This window comes from Galliscardovia ingluviei (assembly GCF_014635685.1).
In the GTDB taxonomy this organism is placed as follows: Bacteria; Actinomycetota; Actinomycetes; order Actinomycetales; family Bifidobacteriaceae; genus Galliscardovia; species Galliscardovia ingluviei.
Genome location: NZ_BMDH01000001.1, coordinates 741,761 through 767,639 on the forward strand (window position 1 = coordinate 741,761; position 25,879 = coordinate 767,639).

At 46.6% G+C, this 25,879-nt stretch carries 15 protein-coding genes; 1 reads left to right on the top strand and 14 read right to left on the bottom strand.

Annotation, left to right across the window (positions count from 1 at the left end):
- Positions 1-119: 119 nt before the first annotated feature.
- On the bottom strand, positions 120-1,151 hold the full coding sequence (gene pyrB / locus IEU85_RS03100) for an aspartate carbamoyltransferase (protein WP_188354745.1): 1,032 nt from the start codon (positions 1,149-1,151) through the stop codon (positions 120-122).
- 216 nt (positions 1,152-1,367) lie between these two features.
- Here pyrB and IEU85_RS03105 point away from each other — a divergent pair, with 216 nt between their 5' ends.
- Complete coding sequence (locus IEU85_RS03105) at positions 1,368-3,383, top strand: cation:proton antiporter (RefSeq protein WP_188354746.1); 2,016 nt, start codon at positions 1,368-1,370, stop codon at positions 3,381-3,383.
- Positions 3,384-3,440: 57 nt separating this feature from the next.
- Here the strand turns inward: IEU85_RS03105 and IEU85_RS03110 are convergent, their stop codons facing one another.
- The 13 genes from IEU85_RS03110 to lepA all read right to left on the bottom strand — a co-directional run bounded on the left by IEU85_RS03110 (position 3,441) and on the right by lepA (position 25,757).
- Complete coding sequence (locus IEU85_RS03110) at positions 3,441-6,629, bottom strand: bifunctional [glutamine synthetase] adenylyltransferase/[glutamine synthetase]-adenylyl-L-tyrosine phosphorylase (RefSeq protein WP_443093419.1); 3,189 nt, start codon at positions 6,627-6,629, stop codon at positions 3,441-3,443.
- A 71-nt stretch (positions 6,630-6,700) separates the two neighbouring features.
- Positions 6,701-7,264 (bottom strand): SixA phosphatase family protein, encoded by a 564-nt coding sequence (locus tag IEU85_RS03115; RefSeq protein WP_188354747.1) that lies wholly within the window; start codon positions 7,262-7,264, stop codon positions 6,701-6,703.
- A 56-nt stretch (positions 7,265-7,320) separates the two neighbouring features.
- The gene (locus IEU85_RS03120; protein ID WP_188354748.1) at positions 7,321-8,475 is read right to left on the bottom strand and encodes a tRNA (adenine-N1)-methyltransferase; all 1,155 of its coding nucleotides are present in this window, start codon (positions 8,473-8,475) and stop codon (positions 7,321-7,323) included.
- Between the two features lie 119 nt (positions 8,476-8,594).
- Positions 8,595-10,505, bottom strand: a complete 1,911-nt coding sequence (locus tag IEU85_RS03125) for an ABC transporter ATP-binding protein (protein ID WP_188354749.1) — start codon at positions 10,503-10,505, stop codon at positions 8,595-8,597.
- Positions 10,505-12,232 carry an ABC transporter ATP-binding protein gene (locus tag IEU85_RS03130; protein WP_188354750.1) on the bottom strand — a complete coding sequence of 576 codons (1,728 nt, stop codon included), beginning with the start codon at positions 12,230-12,232 and terminating at the stop codon, positions 10,505-10,507. The genes IEU85_RS03125 and IEU85_RS03130 overlap by 1 nt, the downstream gene beginning before the upstream one ends.
- Positions 12,233-12,275: 43 nt before the next feature.
- Positions 12,276-12,962 (bottom strand): TetR/AcrR family transcriptional regulator, encoded by a 687-nt coding sequence (locus IEU85_RS03135; RefSeq protein WP_188354751.1) that lies wholly within the window; start codon positions 12,960-12,962, stop codon positions 12,276-12,278.
- Positions 12,963-13,056: 94 nt separating this feature from the next.
- Positions 13,057-13,926, bottom strand: a complete 870-nt coding sequence (locus IEU85_RS03140) for an ABC transporter ATP-binding protein (protein ID WP_371866625.1) — start codon at positions 13,924-13,926, stop codon at positions 13,057-13,059.
- 235 nt (positions 13,927-14,161) lie between these two features.
- The gene (gene glgA / locus IEU85_RS03145) at positions 14,162-15,403 is read right to left on the bottom strand and encodes a glycogen synthase (RefSeq protein ID WP_188354753.1); all 1,242 of its coding nucleotides are present in this window, start codon (positions 15,401-15,403) and stop codon (positions 14,162-14,164) included.
- 200 nt (positions 15,404-15,603) lie between these two features.
- Positions 15,604-16,065, bottom strand: a complete 462-nt coding sequence (locus tag IEU85_RS03150) for a transmembrane protein 121 domain-containing protein (protein WP_188354754.1) — start codon at positions 16,063-16,065, stop codon at positions 15,604-15,606.
- A gap of 126 nt (positions 16,066-16,191) precedes the next feature.
- The gene (locus IEU85_RS03155; RefSeq protein WP_188354755.1) at positions 16,192-17,724 is read right to left on the bottom strand and encodes a glutamate synthase subunit beta; all 1,533 of its coding nucleotides are present in this window, start codon (positions 17,722-17,724) and stop codon (positions 16,192-16,194) included.
- On the bottom strand, positions 17,724-22,292 hold the full coding sequence (gene gltB / locus IEU85_RS03160) for a glutamate synthase large subunit (RefSeq protein WP_188354756.1): 4,569 nt from the start codon (positions 22,290-22,292) through the stop codon (positions 17,724-17,726). Before gltB ends, IEU85_RS03155 begins: the two co-directional genes overlap by 1 nt.
- A 193-nt stretch (positions 22,293-22,485) precedes the next feature.
- Positions 22,486-23,847, bottom strand: a complete 1,362-nt coding sequence (hemW, locus tag IEU85_RS03165) for a radical SAM family heme chaperone HemW (protein WP_188354757.1) — start codon at positions 23,845-23,847, stop codon at positions 22,486-22,488.
- Entirely contained in the window at positions 23,847-25,757 is a 1,911-nt protein-coding gene (gene lepA / locus IEU85_RS03170; protein ID WP_188354758.1) for a translation elongation factor 4, read from the bottom strand. The genes hemW and lepA overlap by 1 nt, the downstream gene beginning before the upstream one ends.
- Between the last annotated feature and the right edge of the window lie 122 nt (positions 25,758-25,879).

Below are 25,879 nucleotides of genomic sequence, written 5' to 3' on the forward strand. Positions count from 1 at the left end.
ATTCGACCTATTTGCCCTATATGAACTTTCTAAATTTTGTATTCACTTGTGATGTGCTTGTATAGCACTGCTTACACCACATTTGCAATACCGCATCTGTGCAAGCCGTGCTCTATGCACTATCGTGCATGTACAGGGTCTTCAAAATCGTAGGACATCGCCTCAGCAGCAGTTGCCACATCAAATCCTTCAAGCGCATCGCCAAGCACCGAGCTTTCCAATGCCATACGCATCAACATACCAGCTCGCACTTGTTCAAAATAGGCGGCGCGAGGATCGGCATCTAGTTTGGCATCAATTTCATTAACACGTGGCAACGGGTGTAATACCGCCATATCCTCTCGGGCAAGGCGCATTTTATCGGTATCAAGAATATAAGTATCGCGCAAGCGCAAATAATCATCTTCATTAAAGAAGCGCTCTTGCTGCACACGAGTCATGTAAAGGACATCGAGATCACCGATTACAGCAGTTAAATCACGCACTTCCACATAGGAGCAGGTAGGTGAAGCAGTAATGCGATCGAGAACATATTGTGGGCAGCGCAATTCATCTGGGCTGATAAGCACAAACTGAATATGACCAAAACGACACAGCGTTTCAATCAGTGAGTGTACAGTGCGCCCAAATGTTAAATCACCGCATAACCCAATCGTTAAATGAGTTATGCGGCTAAAACGAGATTCAATCGTGCATAAGTCGGCAAGTGTTTGCGTAGGATGCATATGCCCACCATCTCCGGCGTTAATTACCGGAATACTGGCCGCTTGAGCTGCTACTAATGCTGCGCCTTCTTTTGGATGTCGCATAGCGATAACATCAGCATAATTTGACACGGTTTTCACAGTGTCGGCTATGGATTCGCCTTTAGAAACTGATGACGACTGCGTACCTGCAAATCCAATCACATGACCGCCCAAACGCAGCATTGCAGTTTCAAAACTCAATCGCGTGCGCGTACTTGGCTCATAAAATAAGGTAGCAATAATACGACCATCACAAGTATGGGCTACCTCTTTACGATGCGCATCAATATATGCAGCTTTAGCTAGCAATAATTGAATTTGTTCGCGACTTAAATCATCTAATGTAACAACGGAAGAACCGACAAATGCTTGCTCAGCATTACTTGCGAGCTGTGATGCGGACATGCCTTCGCCTTTCTGACGTACAGTCTTGTCGGCCAGCTAACTCGTGACCTGATTCAGGATAGTAGACTGAGCAGACGAATGCAAAATACCGACACATTCTGGACAACTCGTTTTGTCATAAACTATTGCGCGAATTGAGAACGTTACCTATCGATATTGCATTTTCTGCTATGCTACAAGCAGTAGTGTTGTGCAATGGGGTTGGGAATGTAGAGTATGAATGAGCTTGGTCTCGTCTTAGAAATTTTAATTGCTGTATTAATTTCTTCCGCGATAAGCCGTTTTATTCCCAAAGTTTCCACCCCACTTGTCCAAATTGCATTAGGAATTATCTGGTATTGCATTCCAGGGCTACCAAAATTCACTATTGATTCAGAACTTTTTATGGTGCTCTTCATAGCGCCTCTGCTCTTCCTTGAAGCACGCAATGTACCACGTCGCGAAGTAGCGAGTAATTTAGGGCTTTCACTATCCCTTGCAGTTGGGCTGGTATTACTCTCGCTACTGGTCTCAGGCGTCACCCTACATGTGCTATGGCCAGCTGTACCTCTTGCTGCAGCATTGGCTTTAGGTGCCACGTTAGGTCCAACTGATGCTGTTGCGGTGAGTGCTTTGGGCAAAGAAGCCAATATCACCAACCGACAACTCAATATTTTGAAAGGTGAAAGCCTTTTTAATGATGCAGCTAGTATTGTAGCTTTTCAATGGGCGACCACCGTAGCACTCGGCGCCACCTTCTACCCTCTACGCTTTGTCGGGTCGATTGGCACCAGTTTTGTTATCGGCATTGGTATTGGCGCATGTATTGGCGTGTTGTCTAATCGGCTGGTGTTCTTACTGCGCCGCGCACATTTAGAAAATACCACTATGCGCATTGGTATTGAGATTCTGATTCCTTTTGCAGCCTATTTGTGCGGCGAGCTTGCTCATGTTTCTGGAGTATTAGCAGTAGTTACTGCAGGATTAGTGATTACATTCCACCGCTATGGCGTGGGAAGTGATATAGCGCGTACTAATTTGGTCTCAAATTCCGTGTGGCAGTTTATAGAATTTTCGCTTAACGGCGCGGTTTTTGTACTGTTAGGTATTGAGCTGCCACAAGCATTGCGTTCAAGTTGGATAAACCCAAATGTCGATACGCGCATGCTGTTGCTCGCTATTGCTGTACTAACAGTAGTAACTTTGCTGCTACGCTTTATCTGGATGGCAGTTATGTTGCGCACCGCAAAAGATCTCACTACTGGCAAACGCAGAAAAATGACACCAAAGCGTTGGCGCAGTGCTGCTGTAATGACGTTTGGCGGACCAAAAGGAACTATTTCCTTAGCATTGGCATTTACTTTGCCTTATGCTATTGATTTGTCTACACATATTCCGCTACGTGAAGCTTTGCTTTTTATTGTTGCTGGATATATTGTAGTTTCCTTGCTGCTGGCCAATATTATGTTGCCACTTCTAGCCCCGGCAGATGACGATGATCAAGGTTTAGCTTATGCGCATGTCCAAGTAGAAATGCTGCGCAGAACTTTAGCAAAAATTGCCGAGTTGGATACACCACAAAATCATGCAGAACTTCAAGTAATTTTGCACTCTTATACTGACCGCATTGAGCGTGTACGTCAGGCAGTGCCCAAGGAGCGTATGATACGAGAAAATGCAGTGCGTGCTGATGTATTGCAGTGGGAGCGTGAATGGCTTACCGAATATGTTCACGCGCATCCTGAAGATGCTCCAGCTGCGCAGCCTCTACTTGAGCGCATTGAGCTGTCACTATCTCATTTAGATGCAGCAAGTTTTTCACGCACCAAAGCCCGTATCACGCATCGTCCACATGTTCATCCTCTTGCACGCAATCTCCTGATTCGTTGTCGTGCGCTATGGCATGCGAGCTCAGCAAAATCTGAACAAACTCACCGCATTCAACGTCGCTTATTTGAAGAAGCTATTGCGTATTTGCGTACTCTTGTAGTTGGCGATATTGATAATGCGGAAACTATTGCGCGTCTTATTGGCGAGTATCGAGGAGCACTGGCCACATTGATGCCGCCAGCTAAAGGCTTAGGTCTTGCCACGCTGCCATCAATTCAAGGCATTGACGAACTGCGTATGCGAGCATTTAGACTAGAGCTTGAGACTATCCGCGATATGCTTGGCGATGATGAATTAACGCGCGCACAAGCTAAAATGCTGCGACAGAACGTGTATTTAATGCAAGCCGATGCCGCGTTATAACGAATACCTCAAGTATTTCGATACCCTTCATACCAGAAATGTGGTATACTCGCATATTTACGAATTGCGAGCATAAAACAGGCGTTCTGTTACTTCCCTACACCGTCGCATGGCACTTAAAATCTCATTCTCAAAATCTTGCCCATGACGAGCCGGATATTTCAATACCGCAGCGATACCACCCAAAGAGTATGTGTCGTCTGGCAAAATATCACAACGATTCGCATTGCCTGACCACACATAGTTTGCATTACGCGCATTGGTAGCTAATATCCAAGCAGTACGCAGAGCTTGCGCATCCGGACCAGTAATACAATCATGTGCCTCTAGGGCATCTAATGCCAATAACGTCGAGGTCACTTGCACATCGTCATACTGATGTGCAACCTGTAATTGCAACAGCTGAATCGTCCATTCGGCATCTGATAAACCACCTTTGCCAAGCTTCATATGACGATCTTTTGCAACACCACGCGGCAAACGTTCTGCTTCCATGCGCGCTTTGAGCGTACGTATTTCAGTTAATTCATTCTCATGAAGAGTACGCGGTAGATAGCGGAAAGGATTGACTACTTCTTGAATAAACCGCTCGCCTAAATGCTGATCACCTGCCGCAAAACGAGCACGAAGTAGTGCTTGACGTTCCCAAGTGCTCGCCCAATGATCATAATATTCACGGCAAGATTGCAATGAACGAATAAGCGGGCCATTTTTGCCCTCAGGACGCAAATCAAGATCGAGCTCAATTCTGCCTTCGGTACTTACTGGTCCCATCAGTATTTTGCGTATATCATCAGTTACTGCTTTTGCAAACTGCTGCGCCTGCACTTCGTCAGCACCTTCATACGGTTCATATAAAAGCATGACATCGGCATCAGAACAGAAATTCACTTCTGCACCTCCATAGCGTCCAAGCGCAATAACAGCGATATGGGCCAGAGTTTTACCAAACCGAGTGCGCGTTTGATACTCTATACTCCAGTGCACTGCACTATCGATAATCACATCAATTACATCGCTCATCGCTGTAATGGCTTGACTGTCACTAATAACGCTGCTCATCCAGCCTAGACCGATACGCTCGATTTCTTGGCGCCGCATAGCTCGCAACACTGTGGCAATCTCTTCAAGCCGATCCGCATAACGCACTAACGCACCCGAGGCTTGTGTTTGCAAACTTTCACGCGAGCGGGCTGTAAGTAACTCATTATTGCCTAACCATGTCAGTGATTCCATCGATTTAGCAATAGCATCTGCTAAGAAGCGTGAATTACTGAGGACATGGCACAATCTGCGCCCTGCGGATTGTGAGTCACGAAGAAAACCTAAATACTCACTGCCTTGACCAAATTGCTCTTCTAATTTGCGCCAAGCCAGCAATCCCATATCAGGGTTCTGCCCATCAGCAAGCCATTGTAATACTGCTGGCAAAATAATACGATTAATTTTCGCTGCCCTGCTCACTCCCGCAGTTAGTGCTTGCACATGTCGCATGGCATTATCTGGATCAGCAAAACCGATTGCTTCAAATCTTGCTCGTGTAGCTTCAGGACTAAGCGATATTTCGTTATCTCCCAGCGTTGCAATATTGGGAAGCATGGGTCGATAATAAATTTCCAAGTGCAAGCGTCGTATGCGCTGGCGCGTGGTATCAAATCGTTCAACAAGTTGTTCAGGGTGAACATGTAATGCTCGCGCTAATCTACGTAATTCCACATTGGTGTCAAGACTGCCTGCCTCTATTTGGCGGGGAGACTCAAGACCGCCGATGGAGCCCTCACCTAAATCTGGGAAGAGGTGCGTGCGATGCAATGACCACATTTGTACACGATGTTCAAGCACACGCTCAAAGCTATAATCGCTGGCAAGCTCTATTGCTTGATTCCTTGAAACATAACCTTCAGATGCCAAAGCGCGCAATGCTTCTAATGTGGCGCGCACATGTAACGTAGCGTCAGTTCTACCGTGTACAAGCTGGAGCATTTGCACAGTAAACTCAACATCGCGCAAGCCACCTTTACCCAGCTTAATTTCGCGGTCTTTGAGCGCTGGCGGTATTAAAGACTCCACTCGTTGGCGCATCCTCTGGCAGTCATGCACAAAATTTGGCCGTCCAGAAGCTGACCAGACCAAAGACCGAGTGCGCTGAACAAACTGATCGCCTAGGCTAGTATCTCCTGCTGTACATCGAGCTTTAAGCAAGGCTTGGAATTCCCAATTTTCTGCCCAATGCTCATAGTAACCCATATATGAGGTCAAGGTGCGTACTAGCGGACCATCTTTGCCTTCAGGGCGCAGCGCAGTATCAATCTGCCAAAGCGGTCCTTCATGAACACCCGGCATTGGGGATTGAATAATGCGTTGCATCGTAGTGGCAATTTTTGTTCCCAGTCTGGTCAGTGCTTCTCCACGAATTTCACTACCCTCTTTAGGCTCTACCACATACATCAGGTCGACATCAGAGACGTAATTTAATTCCCGAGCTCCAAGTTTGCCCATGCCAATAACGGCAAAAGCACATTCATGTGCATGAGCAACAGTTAATTGTGCCAGCGCCAGTGCGAAATGGAGGGCACAATCTGCAATATCAGATAATGCCGTAGCAATACTTGGTTGAATTTCAACAATATCGCCTGCTGTTGTATCCACTGCCATAATTTCGAGTAGTTGCCTGCGATATTCATACCGCAATGCTGTGGTGGCATGGGCAAGTTGTGTTGCAGTAAGTAATGCATCAGGATGTGTCAGGGAAACATCATCATGTTCGTCTGCTGATGCTGATGAAGCTTGTTGCCAATAATCAAGTAAGGTATTGAGTTGTGGAACAGCAGCACAGAGTGCTTGTTTCATTCGAATCTGTCGATGTTTGATCGAGACAAGTATATCCTCGCGACTTACCCCTAGCCCTTGTAGTAATGCAGGTCTACTGGCAATATATCTGCCCATTGCTTCTGAAGAGCCAAGCACTGCAATAAGTTGTTGTAGCGCCGTCCTGCTCAACTCACTTAATACCTTTTGCGTATGTTGCTCAACTACAGCTTGAGCAATTTGCACACTATAGTAGAGCGCCGTGTCAGGATCCGCACATGTTGGCAAAAACAGTAACACGTCCTGCGATGTATAGCGATCAATATGCAAACTATCCAGCTGCTCACACAGTGTTCGAGCACGCTGTATATCTGCTAGTCCTGCTCGAATTAGTGTTCGTGCTGATAATGATGCTTGCGGCTCTACTGGCATAGTCATAGCACTATCATACCTGTTCTATGCTAATTCAGTATTACAAGTATTACAGCAACCTAGTATGTGCAACAGTGTTAATCCGCTAAATCTTTTGGTCTTAATACTGCAAGCACATCAGCTGAGCGCACACTCCACTGACTAATTGGCTGTTTGGATCCAAGTACTACCACCGATCCTGTAGATAAACCTATGCCAAGCATGCCCTCAGCATCCGAACTTGTTTTTGGATTGGCAATCCATTGACATGCCATAGAAACTATAGGCTCATGTCCAATAATCATCAAGGTATGCGTACTTTGGCGAGCCTGCCTCAATTGCTGCATGATCGCGTCAATACCACCATCGTATAAGTCTTTATCAAGATCAACACGCGGTTTATCCCCGAATCGTTTCAGCAATCGATCCATAGTCTGACTTGCGCGTTTGGCTGGCGAACACACAATAGCATCAGGAATAATATTGCAGTGATCAAGTCCCTTAGCAACACGTTTCGCTTGTTTTTTGCCCTTTTCAGAAAGCTCTCGATCGAAGTCACCATGCTTGCCTCTGTCTTGAGCCTCACCATGGCGCATTACCAGCACAATATAAGGATATTCTTTCACTCGTGAACTCAACATTTTTCGCGCCGAATGTGCCATATTGCCTCATTACTCTATGACGGACTATGCCGATACTCCTCCAGTGTAGCGTGAGATTAAGGCAAATATGAGATTTGCGTCTCTAAATCATGCAGCACTTTACGTAATTTCCTATCAGAAATATCACGCAATGTCAGCTCTTCTAACCGCTTTTGCTGTTCCTCAGGTGATAGTGAATCAATATCGGTAACGCTATCCTTAGTGCTGCGCTCTTTTCGAGTCAGAGCATTCACTCCTGATGCCATCATGCGTGAGACCACTAAAAATCCTGTATGGCCAATCATGTCATGCTGTGGTCGTACCGCAAGCGCATCAACTTTCCATTGGCGTTCTAATAATTCGCTCACTTGTGGATCAGTAAATGAGCCAGAAGCGCGTAATGTTTCGGCAAAACGAGACACTTGTGTAGTGGTAGTCACGTAAGCGACAACAATACCGCCCGGAACTAGCACGCGTTGTAAGCCTTCAACACGATTCCATGGATCGAGCATATCAAGAACCACTCGGTCATAGTATTGTTCGGGTAGTTCTTGTGCCACTTCATCAAATTGTCCAACACGAATATTCCACCATGATGGGAACTGCCCAAACCACACAGTCGCGTTGCCCTCACAAACTTTGGCAAATTCAGGACGCATTTCGATAGTAGTAAGCTCGCCAGCTTCTCCAACAGCTTCTAGGATATGCAAGCTCATAGCTCCTGATCCGCCACCAGATTCCAACACGCGCATACCTGGACGAATGTCTGCAAGTTCAAGAACTTGGGCAATATCTTTCGGGTACATAATTTGCGCACCACGAGGCATGGAGAGAATAAAATCCATCAAACGAGGACGCATCACCGTATACTGCCAGCCGCCAATAGCACGCGAGCGCTTCCACGGCTTTTTCTCATCGGCACCTGCGAATACGTCTGCTATACCTGTTGTCTCTGTTGTATCTGTTGTATCTGCTGTGCTCATTGCATCTGTGCTCTCTTGAGGCGACACGGCATCAGCAGTAGCATCAGTATCTGCACTACTGCGTGCAGAAAGTCCATGGCTATGCGTGGTGATAACACTTCCTTCAACGTTGCCAATAATATCGTCATGTGCTATAACACCACGCTGCGTATCAGTGCTTCCACCGGTGACGAGCTGGATGGTAATGAATTTACCTTTGCGATCGGTAAGTTGAACTTTTTCGCCAGCTTGCAATACTCCTCGACGCATTGAACCTCACTTTGTAATCCTGTGCGCTCTTAGTATACATATAAGAAAGCACAGTATACATAATAAAGGGGCACAGTTCATATGTATGAACCGCACCCCTTAATCGCCGTATGGCTCCGCTAGTCTTCAACCGCTCCAGCAAACTGTGCCCGATACAGTTCAGCGTAAGCGCCTTGCTTAGCTAGGAGTTCATCATGTGTACCCTGTTCCACAATTGCACCATGATTGACCACTAAGATGCGATCGGCATCGCGAATAGTAGACAATCGGTGTGCGATAACGAAACTCGTTCGACCTTTACGCAATTCGTTCATCGCATGCTGTACTAAGGTTTCAGTACGTGTATCTACCGAGCTTGTTGCCTCATCGAGAATCAAAATATCTGGCTGAGACAAGAACGCTCGGCAAATCGTAAGCAGCTGACGTTCACCAAGTGATAACTCACTGGAATCTTGCGTAAGTATGGTGTCATACCCTTGAGGCAGTCGGCGCACGAAATCATCCACGTGGGTAGCGCGTGCAGCTTCAAGCAAACGCTCTTCACTGACTTCTTCATGAGTACCGTAAACAAGATTTTCACGAATAGTACCGTCAAAAAGCCATGTATCTTGCAATACCATGCCAAAGTGACGACGCAGTTGAGCACGGGTAAGATCGCGTGTACTGACACCATCAATAGCAATGGTGCCACCTTGGATCTCGTAGAAACGCATCAGTAAATTAACCAGCGTGGTTTTTCCAGCTCCTGTAGGCCCAACAATGGCAATGGTTTGATCAGGCTGAGCGGTAAAGGAAAGATCTTCAATCAAAGGCTTATGCACATCATAGCTGAACTTCACATGATCAAATTGCACTAAGCCTTGCATACGACCAGCCAATACATCAGGCTGTGATTCTGATTCGGATTCTTCTTCTGGCTCATCAAGGAATTCAAAAATACGTTCTGCGCTCGCTAAGCAACCTTGTAGCATGGTGGCCATAGAACTCAGCTGTCCTAGTGGTTGGTTCATTTGACGCACATACTGGCTAAAGGCTTGTAAATCACCAAGTGTCATAGTGCCATGTAGTACCTTGATACCGCCAAAAATAACCACCATGACGAAATTCACATTACCGAAGAATTGCGTTAATGGCATAGTAGCTCCAGAGAGCGCTTGAGCTTTGAACGAGGCTTGCGCTAGTTCACGATTGCGCTTATCAAATTCTTCAATAACATGGGATTCCTGCCCGTATGCACGAACTACCATATGACCGGTAAACATTTCTTCTACATGGGCATTTACCGTTCCGGTTGCACTCCATTGCTTAAAGAAATGTGGCTGTGCTGCACGAATAACTAAGTATGCTGCAAGCAAAATAACTGGGATTACAATCAACGACACTGCGGTAAGCACTGGCGCAATAGTGAGCATCATAATGATGACGCCCACTACGGTAAATACAGAGAAAATAAACTCACCAAGCACTTGTTGCAAAGTTTGACCGATATTATCCACATCATTGGTTGTGCGGCTCATCACTTCGCCGCGTGGCACTCGGTCAAAATAGCTCAGTGGCAGGCGGTCCAGTTTTTCCTCAATTTGCTTACGCATGCGGTGTACTGCATTGGATACCAATCTGGTCAAAGACCAGCCCTGAATCCAGCGCAACAATACTGTGCAGATGAATACAGCACCGGCGAGCGCCAAAATTTGTGCAACATGAGTAAAATCAACACCACTACCAGGATGAACATCCATAGACGCAACCATATCTACCATGGATTCATGCCCTGATGCTTTAAGACCTTCAATAGCCTGCTCTTTAGTAACACCAGCAGGTAGCATTTTTGAAATAAGGCCTTCAAAAATAGCTGTGGTAGCTTGTCCTAAAATTTTCGGACCCAGTACCATGGTGTAGGTTGCTAGTCCAGCAGCGATAATTACTGCCCAGAGACGGATTTTATCCTGCAAAATGTAGGCAATAAGTCGTTTAAGTGTGTGCCTGCGTGGCTTACTTGTTACTGGAGCTGTAGAAGTATTCCTAGCCATTACTGCTCCTCCTGATTAAGTTGTGAATCCGCAATTTGGCGATAGGTTGGGCAATTTGCCAAAAGTTCTTGGTGTTTGCCAATGCCGACCATGCGTCCATTGTCCATTACGATGATGGTGTCTGCGTCCATTACTGTAGAGATACGTTGCGCCACAATAATGACTGATGTTTGTCTGGTAATTGGCTTAAGCGCGGTACGTAATGCTTTATCCGTGGCGAAATCAAGCGCTGAGAATGAGTCATCAAAGGTGAATACTGCTGGTTTTCTCATAATGGCTCGCGCAATGCATAGTCGTTGTCGCTGTCCGCCGGAGAAATTAGTACCCCCTTGAGCTACTGGGGCGTCTAATCCTTCTGGCAACTCACGCACGAAATCTTCTGCCTGTGCAATGCGTAGCGCTTGCCACATATCTTCTTCAGTAGCATGAGGGTTGCCAAACTTCAAATTACTGGCAATAGTGCCACTAAAAAGCAGTGAGCGCTGTGGAACAGTACCAAAGAGTGAAGCCAGCTCATGTGGATCATATTCTCGTACATCATGCCCATCAACTAATACCTGTCCTTGAGAGACATCAAACATGCGTTGTGCTACACGGATAATGCTTGATTTACCGGAGCCTGTTGAACCGATAATCGCTGTTGTAGTGCCTGGCGCAATGGTAAAGCTCAGATCGTCAAGCACTGGGTCTTGTGCTCCAGGATATTGGAAACTGACATGCTTAAATTCGATAACGCCTTTTGGATCTGTAGGATGGTACGGCTGCTCAGGGGCTTGAATAGCGCATGGTGTATCGCGCACTTCTACAACGCGCTTAGCTGAAACCACAGCACGTGGCAGCATCACCATCATCATGGATGCCATCATGAGGGAGATCAAGATCATCATCAAATATTGAATGAATGCCTGCAAGTTACCAATTGGCATACCACCGGAGTCAATACGATGTGCACCAAACCACATAATAGCGATGTTGGAAATATTCATAATCAACATCATCAGTGGCATCATTAAACTCATCAGTCGGCCAACTGCAACCATTACTGTGCGCATACGATCATTAGCCTCACCAAAGCGCTGTGCCTCGGTAGCTTCACGAGTAAATGCTCGAATAACGCGCACACCGGTAATTTGCTCACGGATAATGAGGTTTAAGGTATCCAAACGCGCTTGCAACTTCTTGAAGAGCGGACCCATAGTCCCCATCAGTGCACCAGCAACGATAATAATAATTGGAATAATTACTGCCAGTGTCCATGTCAACGGACCATCTTGTCGAGAGGCGAGTATGATGCCGCCAATAAACATAATTGGTGCCTGTAATACAATGTTAAGCCCTTGGAAGAGCATCATCTGTACTTGCTGCACATCGTTTGTCGCGCGAGTAATCAAGGAGCCCGCAGAGAAATGCTCCACTTCTTGTAGGGAGAACTGCTCTACTGCCCCAAAATAGTCACGGCGCAATTCGTAGGCAATATCGGTTGCCACGCGAGAAGCACTCCATGTTGCAGCAATAGCCACAATAACTTGAATAACACTTAAGCCCAGCATTTGCCAGCCATAATGCCAGATTTGACTTTCTTGACCAGAGGCTACGCCTTCATTGATAATATCTGCATTCAGATTTGGTAGATAGAGCATCAGTGCGGCTTGAACACACTGCAATACCAACAGCAACAAAACTTGCCACAGTCGGCTTTTCATATAATCATGAATAACTTTTCCCATACTATTCTTTCATATCTATCGTGGTAGTACTATTCACTTCGACTTAGCGTGCGATGCCATGAACAATGGTGCGTGCAAGTTGATGTGTAGTTAATCCCGTGTTTTGGTGATGTAGTGTTGCCAATGATTGCGCTGTCATCATCATATGAATAAAGGCTGCTGCTTGTTCAACAGGAACACTTAATTGGTCAGCAACTGGTTGAAGTTGATGCTGTAACTCTTGATTTACGCGAAGCATAAGGCGTTGATAGAGCTGTGCCATAGACGTATGATCCGTTGCATGAGTCGCCTGCTCATCATGATGCGAAGCATTATAACGATGTTGATGTTGTTGCGTCAGCATGGTTTGTCGCATGGTGATAATAATCGCTGACCAGTCGTCAAAGAGTTCGAGCAATACGGTTAAGCATGCCTCGACGCGATCTTGTACATCAGTTGAGGACTGCACTTTTGCTAAACGCTTTTCCCATGCATCATCTTCAATCATGCGTTCAAGTTCACTGTGAAATGCTTGTTGGAGTAAATCCTGTTTATCTTTGAATACTCGAAACAGCGTGCCTTCGGCTACCCCAGCGTACTGCGCAAGTTCTCGTGTGGAAAGTTTCATTTGAGCATTCACTACATGAGGGCCAACAGCACGTAATATCGCCTCTCGACGCTCATCGACGCTCATCGATGGCGCGCGTTTGCGATGTGCTGGTTGTTCTTGCTGACTGAAATCTTGAATCACATCGTGTACTGTATCATAAGTGAGTGAGCGCTCACTCACTTGTAAGCCATCAACGAATCATCTTCACCAAATACCCACAAATTAACGCATGAGATTACCGAGCAAACGCCTGCCAACGTCCATCATGATTGAACACATGCATCGGCATGCCAAACAGCTGCGAAATATGGGTGTCCGTTAACCCATGATTAAGATCCCCAGTATAGAGAATGGACCCTGGAGCTGGATCTACTCCAAATGCACTATGGCGAGGCTCCTCAAGTTCTTCCTCAAGATGGGTATCCAAACGCCCCATCAAAGCAATATGATCAAAACCTTGTGGAATCTCTTCTAAGCGATGTGTTACCACAATAACAGCACGAGAAGAATGCTCACGCCCTAACCCACTTAACGCACGAACCACTAACTCACGACCACCCAAATCCAAACCAGTAGTCGGCTCATCAAGAATTACCAAATCAGGATCAGGCATTAACGCCCTACAAATCAGCACGCGAGTGCGCTCCCCCTCAGAAAGACGACCCATAGTTTTACCCGCTAAATAGCCAATACCAAAGCGTTGCATCAGCATACGCGCACGATCATATTCTTCCGAAGAGTAATGGTCACGCCAACGACCGGTTGTAGCTGTAAGCGCCGTCACTACAGCATCTAATGGATCTTCAAATGGAGGAAAAGCACGAGAAAGTTCTGCAGAAGAAAGACCAATACGATGTCGGTAAGAAAACACATTGACCTTACCAAGCCTATTACCAAGAATTTCAACTACACCACTACTTGGATGAGCGCGCGTAGCCATCATAGCGATAATCGTTGATTTACCAATACCATTAGGGCCAAATACAATCCAATGCTCACCAGGCTTAACATGCAAATTGACGTGCTCAACAATCCGTCTCGACTGACGGCGAAATGATACATCTGCTAATCGCAAGGCATACTGCTCAGCTTGTATATCCTCAATACGCTGATCGACCTGATTGCTGTGAAGCGCCTGACCGCCTTGATTGGTCTGATCATTCAATTGCTGTAGCTCATATTGTCCCATACGCTAACTGTACGAGTAAGCACACAAGCATTTACCAAAATGTCCAAATTATGCAAACAGCACCGAGAATAATTATCCATTGAGCCAATAGCCCAATGGATAATAGGTACAGCAGTTCAAGCACGACTTGCTGCTCTATAGGATGCCCTATCTAGTGCTCTTGGCGCTTAGCAAGCACATCCTGATACACTGCCAAAGTGCGGTCGGCAATAGATTCCCAACTAAAATGATCTCGAGCACGCTCAAAACCAGCCTGACCCATAGCACGAGCACGCTCAGGATCTTCCATGATACGATTGATTGCATCAGCCATAGCCTGCACAAAACGTTCAGGATCAGTTGGCGTACCAGTACCATCATGCACTTGGTCAACATGCACTAAATAGCCGGTTTCACCATCAACAACAACCTCAGGAATACCACCCGTAGCACTTGCAACTACTGGCAATCCACAAGCCATCGCCTCCAAATTCACAATACCAAGCGGCTCATAAATACTTGGGCACACAAAAGCGTCACAGCCATGCTCCAGCGCATTAAGCTCAGCTTTTGGCAACATCTCCTCAATCCAAATAATATTGCCGCGCTCACGATCGAGTGCCGCAAAGGCAGATTTTACTTCTTCCATAATTTCAGGAGTATCAGGAGCACCAGCACACAGCACTACCTGAATAGCCGGGTCAACTTTATGCAATGCCTGCAATAAATATGGCAGACCTTTTTGCCGAGTAATACGACCTACAAACAGTAACGTTGGCTTACTGCGGTCAATATGATACCGTTCAAACACTGACCAACCAGGATCGTCATCTGCTGGAGTGGCAAAATCAGCCATCGTAATGCCATTATGCACAGTGTATACGCGCTCAGGATCAACATGAGGATATGCCGTAAGAATATCCTGCTTCATGCCATCAGAAACAGCAATAATACCGTCGGCATGCTCATAAGCATCACGCTCAGCCCAAGAACTCAGCTCATACCCACCGCCAAGCTGTTCACGCTTCCAAGGACGAAATGGTTCAAGACTGTGCGCAGTAATTACTAGCGGAATATTATGCAGCTGCTGCGCCAAGCGTCCAGCAAGGCAGGCATACCATGTATGAGCATGAATAATATCACCATCAACATCACCAGCCATGGCCAAGTCAGTACCAAAAGTACGTAATGCCGCATTCGCGTTGGCAAGTTCTGCAGGAGTATCATATCCCACTACTTGCAAGCTACCGCTTCCTGTAACTGTTGGAATATCTTCTGGATTGCGCTTGCCATCAAATGCACGAACAGTGACATCAACACGCTCAGCTAATACTTTTGACAATTCCTCTGCATGCACACCAGCGCCGCCATAAACATGAGGTGGGTATTCTCTGGTCAGTAGTTCAACTTTCATTTCCCCTCCTTGGGCAAACCTAGAGTTTGAGCAACAGCTGCTACTTGATACTGTAGCTTACATTCGACGGTTTCGGATTGTGTTTTACAATCGAGTGTTGTGCAATGTAATGTTGCTTCGCTAGATTTTGCACTATACGAATGCTTGGAATTTGATACAAGTATGGCCCGTGTCAACACACAGGCCATAGTTCAAACACATTACACAGCAGTACCGTGATCATCCAAATGCGGATTACGTGTTGGATCTCCCGAAGTAAAGAACAGTGAAAGCACACCAACACCAAATACACATGCCACAGTAATAATTAACCACAGTGGCAGTCCAGGAATCCACATCACTGCCAAAAAAGCGATAGCAGCAACCACAATCAGCACCCATGAGCACAAGCGAGCCCAACCACGCACACCACGAGGCGCACGAACAGGAGCAGGATTTTTTATCGAAAGCGTCTCAGTATCGACAGCTTCCACATGGTTTTCCGTCTCCACTTGACCAGTACTGGCTGTTGGCTTCCATTGAGCAGAACCTCCATCTTGCAAGCGAATGGACTGCTGCTGCAACGCATACTCATCGCTTAATCCTTGGCGCGAGCGAGCGCGGAACTCTGTTTCCTGAGAATTGCGACGCGCATTGGCTCGTCGTTGTGCACGGTTTGGCATTGCCTCTCCTTGGAAATACGCATATCACTGATAACGCATTCTAGTGTACCGCAGTTTCTACTCTTATCGAGCAATACTAAGATTCAGCGTGCCACACGCGTCACCCATATGGTATGCATGTAGCTCCTAGCGCCTTGGCAACACCATGGGCTTTTGATCAGGGGTAATCGGCGCTGGTAGCTCTGTAGCACCAGTAAGGTAAGCATCAACATGTGATGCACATGCCCGTCCTTCAGCAATTGCCCACACTACAAGGCTCTGCCCACGACCGGCATCACCACAAACAAACATGCCATCTTGTGTGGTAGCAAAATGCGTATCGCGCTCAATATTGCCTCTACTATCCAGTTTCACTGGAAGCTGCTTAAGCAGTTCCAGCGTTTCGGGATGAGCAAAACCAATCGAGATCAAGACTAAATCAGCTGGAATGGTGCGCTCAGACCCTGCAATTCGTGCTTGCTCACCGCGTTGACCTGGTTCCACTTCGCAAATGGTTACACCTGTAACATGCCCCTGCTCATTAGCTGTGAATCCAAGTGGCTCACTGCTATCAAGTACTTGAGTATGCTCTGGCTGAATATCGCCTTCAAAGCGCACTGAATCAGTGTTATACAAATACTGTCCGCCCTCCTGCATAGAGCTGCTCTTTTGATAGAGTCGCGCATAGGTAGGCCAAGGCTGATCAGCAGGACGCTGCTCAGGTTCTTTACTATTGATCTGCAACACAGTTACTGATTTTGCACCCTGACGTAGTGCTGTGCCAAGACAGTCAGAACCAGTATCACCGCCGCCGATAATAACCACGTGTTTATCTTGGGCAGTAATATCGTGTACCGGCTGAACACCATAGAGCCTTCTGGTGGCATCTGGCAAATAATCCATAGCAAAATGAATACCGTGTAAATCGCGCCCTTCGATAGCGACATCACGAGGAACTGTAGAACCAATGGCTACTACTACGGCATCATAGCGAGCGCGTAGCTCATCCCAAGTAATATCAGTACCAATATTGACACCTGTATGGAATACTGTGCCTTCTGCACGCATTTGTTCGATACGGCGATCTACCAAATGCTTTTCAAGTTTGAAGTTTGGAATACCATAGCGCATCAAACCACCCAAAGCATCATCACGCTCGTAGACAACCACCGTATGTCCTGCGCGAGTAAGCTGTTGAGCGCAAGCCAATCCTGCAGGTCCAGACCCTACTACCGCTACGGTTTGGTCTGTAAGCCGCTGTGGTTTCATCGGCTCTACTATATCGAGTCCCCATGCTTGATCAATAATAGTTTGCTCACTGAGTTTAATCATAGTTGCCGGCTGATGGATACTCAGTACGCAAGCCATTTCGCAAGGCGCTGGGCAGATTCTGCCTGTCACTTCTGGGAAATTGTTTGTACTTGATAAGCGATGGTAGGCTTCTTCCCATTTGCCACGACTGACTAAATCATTAAATTCGGGAATAAGATTACCCAACGGGCAGCCAGTCATACAAAATGGTGTACCGCAATCCATACAGCGTAGAGCCTGCTCTTTGGTCCAAGGTTGCAGTCCTGACTCACTATGCACATCGTTATAATCATGAATACGCTGCGCAACTGGACGTTCAGCTAATTCATGACGCTGACGAACTTTCAAAAATCCGCGTGGATCTGACATTAGTGCTTCCCTTCCATAACGCTTTCGTATACTTGCTCCCAAGTGCCAGGAGTTTCAAAATCAAGATGGTCACGCTCAGCTTGCTCCATAGCTCGACTCATTTGCACGAATTGTGCTGGAACAACATGCGTGAATCTACGCACACTCTCCTGCCAGTGATCAAGTAGACTTGCAGCAAACTGAGAATTCGTGTAGCGAACATGTTCCTCGATCAGTGCCCGTAAGTCCTGAGCATCCTGACCTTCACATGGCAGGAACAGCAAGGAATCATGAGCCAGCGCTTGTGGATTGACTTGTTGCATATCAAGGTCAAGCACGTATGCATTGCCGCCAGAGAACCCTGCACCAAAATTTCTACCTGTTGCCCCGAGCACCACAACAGTGCCGCCGGTCATATATTCCAAACCGTGATCGCCAACACCTTCTACTACAAATGTTGCGCCGCCGTTGCGCACTGCAAAACGCTCTCCTGCTCGCCCTGCAATAAACATGCGACCAGATGTTGCGCCAAAGCCAGTTACATTGCCTGCAATCACATTGGTGTGTGTATCAAACTTGGCTCGGCTGTCTGCTTGTACACTGATAATGCCTCCAGACAATCCCTTACCGGCATAATCGTTGACTTCTCCCTGTACCCGTAGCGTTAAGCCACGAGGGATAAAGGCACCGCATGACTGCCCAGCCGTACCTTGCAACATAATATCAATGGTATGGTCTGGTAACCCTTCTTCGCCATAGCGTTTGGTAATTTCATAGCCGACCATAGTGCCAATAGTGCGATGAATATTGCGAATAGGCACTTGCAATACTGTGCGTTCACCGTGCTCTAATGCATCATCTAGTTTAGTAATCAACACGCTGTCTAGTGATGTATCAAGATCGTGTTTCTGCTCAATAGTTTTGTGCAAAATTGTGCCAGGAACAGGCCCAGATTGACGAAGCACATTACGTAAATCAATACCTTGAGCTTTCCAGTGGTCAAGCGCTTGACGCTGATCTAAACACTCAACATGACCAACAGCTTCTTCTAACGTCCTGAAGCCAAGACTTGCGAGCAATTCTCGAACTTCTTGTGCAATAAACATGAAGAAATTCACCACGTGCTCAGGCTTGCCAGTAAAGCGCGCGCGAAGCTCTGGATCTTGTGTTGCAATACCCTGCGGACACGTGTTTTTATGGCATACACGCATCATCACACAGCCTTCGACGATAAGAGCTGCTGTAGCAAAACCAAATTCTTCTGCGCCGAGCAAGGCTGCAATCATTACATCGCGCCCCGTTTTCAACTCGCCGTCACATTGCACGGTTACGCGAGAGCGCAAACCGTTTAAAATAAGAGTTTGCTGTGTTTCTGATAAGCCAATCTCCCATGGAGTACCAGCATGCTTAATTGCATTCAACGGAGCTGCACCAGTACCACCATCATATCCAGAAATCAACACCACATCGGCATGGCATTTGGCCACACCAGCAGCAATAGTGCCCACACCAAACTCAGACACCAGTTTGACATGGATACGCGCTTGAGGATTTGCCATTTTTGCATCATGAATAAGCTGCTTCAAGTCCTCAATAGAGTAGATATCATGATGCGGTGGCGGAGATATCAACTCCACACCAGGGGTTGCATGACGCACTTTTGCAATCCAAGGTGGTACTTTAGCCCCAGGCAAATGTCCACCCTCACCCGGCTTGGCGCCTTGTGCCAGCTTAATTTGCAAATCAGTTGCGTGTACTAAGTAGTTACTAGTCACACCAAAACGTGCAGATGCAATCTGCTTAATACGACTCACACGCTGAGGGTCGTTTAATCGCTCGGGAGACTCTCCACCTTCTCCAGAGTTTGAACGCGCTCCAAGAGCGTTCATAGCAAGTGCGAGCGTCTCATGAGCTTCTTGAGAGATGGAACCATAGCTCATGGCGCCAGTAGAGAAGCGCTTCACAATAGATTCAGCAGGCTCTACTTCACTAATATCAATAGGCGGCCTATTTGATTTGAGTTGCATCAAGCCACGAAGCGTCATTAAACGATTTGACGTGTTATTAATATGCTCAGTGTAGCGCTTAAACATGTGATAATCGCCACGTTGCGTGGACTGTTGTAGCAAGAAAATGGCTTCAGGATCATTCAAATGATCTTCACCAGTCCTACGCCACTTGTAATCGCCACCAACTGCCAAATCAACATGTGGAGTAGCCGTCCATTGATTAGGATATGCCACACGATGATGCAATGCCACTTCTTGTGCGATCTCTTCAACACCAATACCACCTACTTGCGAGGTAGTGCCAGTAAAGTAGCGTTCAATAAGTTCTTCACCTAAACCAATGGCTTCAAACAATTGAGCACCACGATAGCTCATAATGGTAGAAACGCCCATTTTGCTCATAATTTTGAGTACGCCAGTAGAAAGTGCTTGTACTACATTGCGTACTGCTTGAGTACCATCAACTGCAAGCTCACCACGATTCGCTAGTTCTTCGACGGTTTCCAGAGCCAAGTATGGATTAACACAGGCTGCACCATAGGCAATTAGCAAAGCGACATGGTGAATTTCTCGAACATCACCTGCTTCAACAGCCAATGATACTTGTGTGCGTGTAGCTTTGCGCAACAAGTGATGTTGTACAGCACTGGTAAGCAGTAATGATGGAATTGGCCCCCACGTATGATCTGAATCACGGTCTGAAAGCACAATAAAGTTACTGCCCTGAGCAATAGCCGTATCAACTTCCTCAAAAATCTCTTCAAGCCGCTGTTCTAAGGCCTGACCACCGCCAGCAACTTGGTACAATCCTTTGACCACATATGGTCGATAATGTCCTTCTAGAATTGGCGCGCGATCCAATCGCTTTAACTGCGCCATGCTATCTGAGTCAATAACAGGCAGTGGAATTACAATTTTCTTAGCATGTTCAGGGCTATCTTCCAGTAAGTTCGGCTCAGGGCCAATCGCAGACGACAGCGAGGTAACAATCGATTCTCGTTCCCAATCCAGCGGCGGATTCGTCACCTGAGCAAATTTCTGCGTGAAGTAATCAAAGAGCATGCACGAACGCTTTGACAGTACTGATATTGGGGTGTCGTTACCCATGGACCCTAGCGGCTCTTTACCAGTATTTGCCATAGGAGTGAGTATCATACGAATATCTTCATGCGTATAACCAAACGCACGCTGACGGCGCTGTACAGAGACACCACTATGGCGCACATGTTCACGCTCTGGTAATTGTTCTACCGCAATTTCATTACCTTCAAGCCACTTATCCCACGGATGCAATGAGCCAAGCTCTTGCTTAATTTCTTCATCATCAATAATGCGTCCCTGAGCAGTATCGACGAGGAACATGCGACCTGGCTCTAAACGCCCCTTGGCAACAACATGTTCCGGCGCAATGCTGTCCAGTACGCCTGCTTCAGAGGCAAGCACTACAATGCCATCATCACTAACCTGCCAACGCCCTGGTCTAAAACCATTACGATCCAGCACCGCACCAACTTGCGTTCCATCAGTAAAAACAATGTCAGCCGGTCCATCCCAAGGTTCAATCAAGGTATTGTTATAGGCATAAAATGCGCGTACTTGAGGATCGAGCGCAGTATTGCTTTGCCACGCTGGAGGCACCATCATAGAAATGGCATGAGGCAGACTTCTTCCAGCTAAATACAGCAATTCCAGGCACTCATCGAAAGTTCCTGAATCTGAATATCCTGGTACATCAATGGGCAATACTTTGCTTAAATCGCCAAGCACATCACTGGCAAACGTACCTTGACGTGCTTTAAGCCAATTTCGATTGCCTTGAATCGTGTTAATTTCGCCATTATGCGCAATAATACGAAATGGTTGCGCTAACGGCCAGCTCGGGAATGTATTCGTTGAAAAACGTGAATGCACAAGAGCAATACACGCTTTCATACTGGGATCTGACAAATCAAGATAGAATGACGGCAACTGATGCGTAGTAAGCATACCTTTGTAGGTAATAGTGCGTGTAGAAAATGAGGCAAAATACACACCAACTTCATGCTCTACGCGCTTGCGAATACGCCAAGCAATCCTATCAAGCGCTCTGTCCCTTGCTTGACCCTGAACATCTGCAATTACTAGTGTGCGCAGTAATGGCATAGAAGCCAATGCCTGTAGCCCTAAGCCATCCGGATTCGTGGGCACATCGCGCCACGCTAATACCTGTGCGCCCTCGTCAGCAACAATATCAGCAATTGCTTGAGCTTGACCGGCGGCAGTTGCCATATCCCTGTCCAAAAAAGCCATACCAGCAGCGTATGCACCTAATGGTGGTAATGCTTGATCAATACTGGCGCGCATAAATTCATCAGGCATACTCATTACAATGCCAGCACCATCGCCAGTATTTTCCTCAGCACCTACAGCACCGCGGTGATCAAGATTATTGAGTACTGTAATAGCATCTTCAATAATGCGATGTTCTGGAGTCTGGCGCAGCGTTGCTACCATGCCCACACCACAGGCGTCATGTTCTGCAGATGGGTTATACAATCCTGCTGCATGATGCACAGTTAAGTCTAATGGAGCGTACTGCATATGCCTACCTCTTTCAGCCAAAACATGTAAGTTCTGCTACAAGCCTAGAGGAGGTTTATCGTTTGCCACAACTTGCGTCCAAGAAATAGCACAGTGAGCAAAGCCAATAATTGCAACGGTTGATAGCGATTTGTTACATCAATGTGAACAGTAGATAACGAGTATCGACAAGCATAGAGCCATTATGCCCTACTTACCACAGTCCTACTGCTTGGCATACTTGATCGATAACCGTATCGTTGAGCAACCGACCTTTTCTCGTGGGTACTAGGCGAATATCATAGCCTTGTTGTGCAATAGCCGAATTATCAGGAGCAAATGGATGTGGTTTGGATGACGTAGATGTTGAAAAAGACGCAGCTGCACCATACTCGGTCTGTGACATCGACACGTGTTTATCTTGTGCCTGATGTAAAGCCAGTACTTCCGGACGAATTGGTGTATCAGTTACCCGCACCGTAACCAAATCATCGTGTACCAGACGCGCAATTACCTGTTGTGGCAACACACGACCTGCAGCCTCTTCTAGATCCTGTACTGAAAGTCCTTCTCTAATACGCAGCCCCAGCATGGCTACCTCTTCTGCATGAGCATGGTCATCCAACCACTCTTGTGAGGCAACTGGGAGTTTGCCCTGTGCTACTTGCACAGCCCAAGGTCTAGGATGTAGCACTTCTGAACCACGCCAATCATGAATCTCGCCATGCGCATCAGTCCACCGATAATGCCCATGAGCGCCAGGACCTATACCAGCCCAATCAGAATTACGCCAATAGTTGAGGTTATGCTGGCTTTCCTGCCCAGGCACTGCCCAATTACTCACCTCATACCATGAAAGACCAGTCTGTTCAAGCATCGAATCGACGATTTCATATTTATTAGCTTCATCATCGTCATCTGGTTTCGGTAGTTTGCCTTGACGAATAAGCCTGCCCATTTTTGTTGTCGGCTCAATCGCTAATGCATATGCTGAAATATGTTCTACACCTAAATCAAGTGCTGCCTGTACCGAAGTGCGCCAATCGTCAAGACTTTCTCCTGGAGTGCCATAAATTAAGTCAACAGAATGTCGCAATCCTGCCCTTCTCGCACCACGAACGCAAGCCTCAACATTAGCAGGAGTATGCGTGCGATCAAGCGTACGCAATACATGCGGCACAGCAGACTGCATACCAAAGGAAACACGCGTGAAACCACCGTCAGCAAGTCGAGCTAAACCATCGGCATCAATCGTATCCGGGTTCGCCTCGGTAGTTACTTCTGCATCTGGCTTCAAACCCCAAATGCTGCGCACACCGCCCAGCAAAGAAATTAAATCGTCTACAGGCAGCAAGGTTGGTGTGCCACCACCAAAAAACACTGTATCAACAGGACCAACAGCAATACCCTGCTCTTCCTGCCAACGTCGATGCAACTGCATATCTCGTAAAGCAACTTGCGCGAACGTGGCACGACTAGCTCCCCCGCCTAAATCAAGCGCCGTATAGGTATTAAAATCGCAATACCCACACCGTCGCATACAAAACGGCACATGAATATATACGCTAAATGGCACTAGCTTGCTTTCTGCGCTGCACGGATTTTATCTTTTGTATCACGATCAGTTGCTTCGCCAGTATTAAGTGCCGCAATAAACGCCTCTTGTGGTACTTCAACATGACCAAGCATTTTCATGCGCTTCTTACCAGCTTTTTGCTTTTCCAACAACTTACGTTTACGGGTAATATCGCCACCATAGCATTTTGCCAACACATCCTTGCGCAATGCTCGAATAGTTTCGCGGGCAATAATACGTGAACCAATAGCTGCCTGAATAGGAATTTCAAACTGCTGGCGAGGAATAAGCTCACGCAGCTTCTTTGTCATCATCACGCCGTAGGAATATGACTTATCGCGGTGCACAATAGCACTAAAAGCATCAACACGATCACCTTGAATTAAGATATCAACCTTAACCAAATCTGCGGATTGCTCGCCATCTTCATGATAATCCAATGACGCATAGCCTTTGGTTCGGCTTTTGAGCTGATCAAAGAAATCAAACACGATTTCAGCAAGTGGCATACGATAGTGCATTTCCACACGCTCAGGGCTCAAATATTCCATTGTGCCCATAATGCCGCGATGATCTTGGCACAATTCCATGACTGAACCAATAAATTCCTTTGGCGTAATAATATCCGCCGCCACCATTGGCTCAACAATAGACTTGATTTTACCTTCTGGGAATTCACTAGGATTCGTCACCCTATGCATTGTGCCGTCTTCACCAGTAACCTCATATGGAACATTCGGCGCTGTAGAAATCAGATCAAGACCAAATTCACGACTCAAGCGTTCCGAAACAATTTCCATATGCAGCAACCCTAAGAAGCCGCAACGGAAACCAAATCCTAATGCCACCGAAGTTTCTGGTTCATAAATCAATGCAGCATCATTGAGCTTTAGCTTATCAAGCGCCTCACGTAATTCTGGGAATTGCGCATTATCAATGGGGAACAAGCCCGCATACACCATCGGCTGTGGATCTTGGTAACCAGGCAGAGGCTCTTGTGCTCGACGCGCATCTTCGGTAATAGTATCGCCCACTTTTGATTGGCTGACGTCTTTTACACCAGTAATCACATAGCCTACTTCACCAGCAGCAAGTGCCTTAGTAGGCTGCATTTCAGGGCTAATAACACCCAATTCAATAGGCTCATGCGTGGTACCCAAGCCCATCATGTGAATGCGCTGTCTGCTTTGCAATGAGCCATCAATCATACGAATATAGGTTACGATACCGCGGTAAGAATCGTAGACTGAATCAAAAATCAACGCACGAGCAGGAGCAGTAGGGTCACCCTGAGGAGCTGGAATATCTGTAACAATACGATCCAGCAGATCAGAGACACCCTCACCAGTTTTGCCAGAAACACGTAGCACATCGCTGATATCACAGCCAATAAGATTGGCAATTTCTTCAGCATGCTTATCAGATTCTGCGCTGGGCAAATCAATCTTGTTGAGCACAGGAATAATGGTTAGATCATGATCCATAGCCATATACAAGTTTGACAAAGTCTGTGCTTCAATACCTTGTGTTGCATCGACTAGCAGTACTGCGCCTTCGCATGCTGCTAGCGCACGTGATACTTCATAAGTGAAATCCACATGTCCTGGAGTATCAATCATGCCAAGCGTGTATTCAGTACCATCTACAGTCCAAGGGACGCGAACTGCCTGAGATTTAATAGTAATACCACGCTCTTGCTCAATATCCATGCGGTCTAAGAAGCGATCGCGCATTTCGCGCTCTTCGATAATGCCACTTAACTGCAAAATACGATCTGCAACAGTCGATTTACCGTGATCAATATGCGCAATAATACAGAAGTTACGAATGAGTGACTGGTCTGTAGCTCCTGGCTGATTATGCTGCACTGTATTCGCGCTCAACGATTCCTCCCTAAATAACCTGCCCATTAGTGTAGCATATTCGTACTTACACCAGGACACAGAGCGTGACAAAGTGCATGGAATACACCAAAACTTAATTTTTTTCAAAAATCTACAATATGTGTAGTTTTAGTCTAGTGTTATGCTAT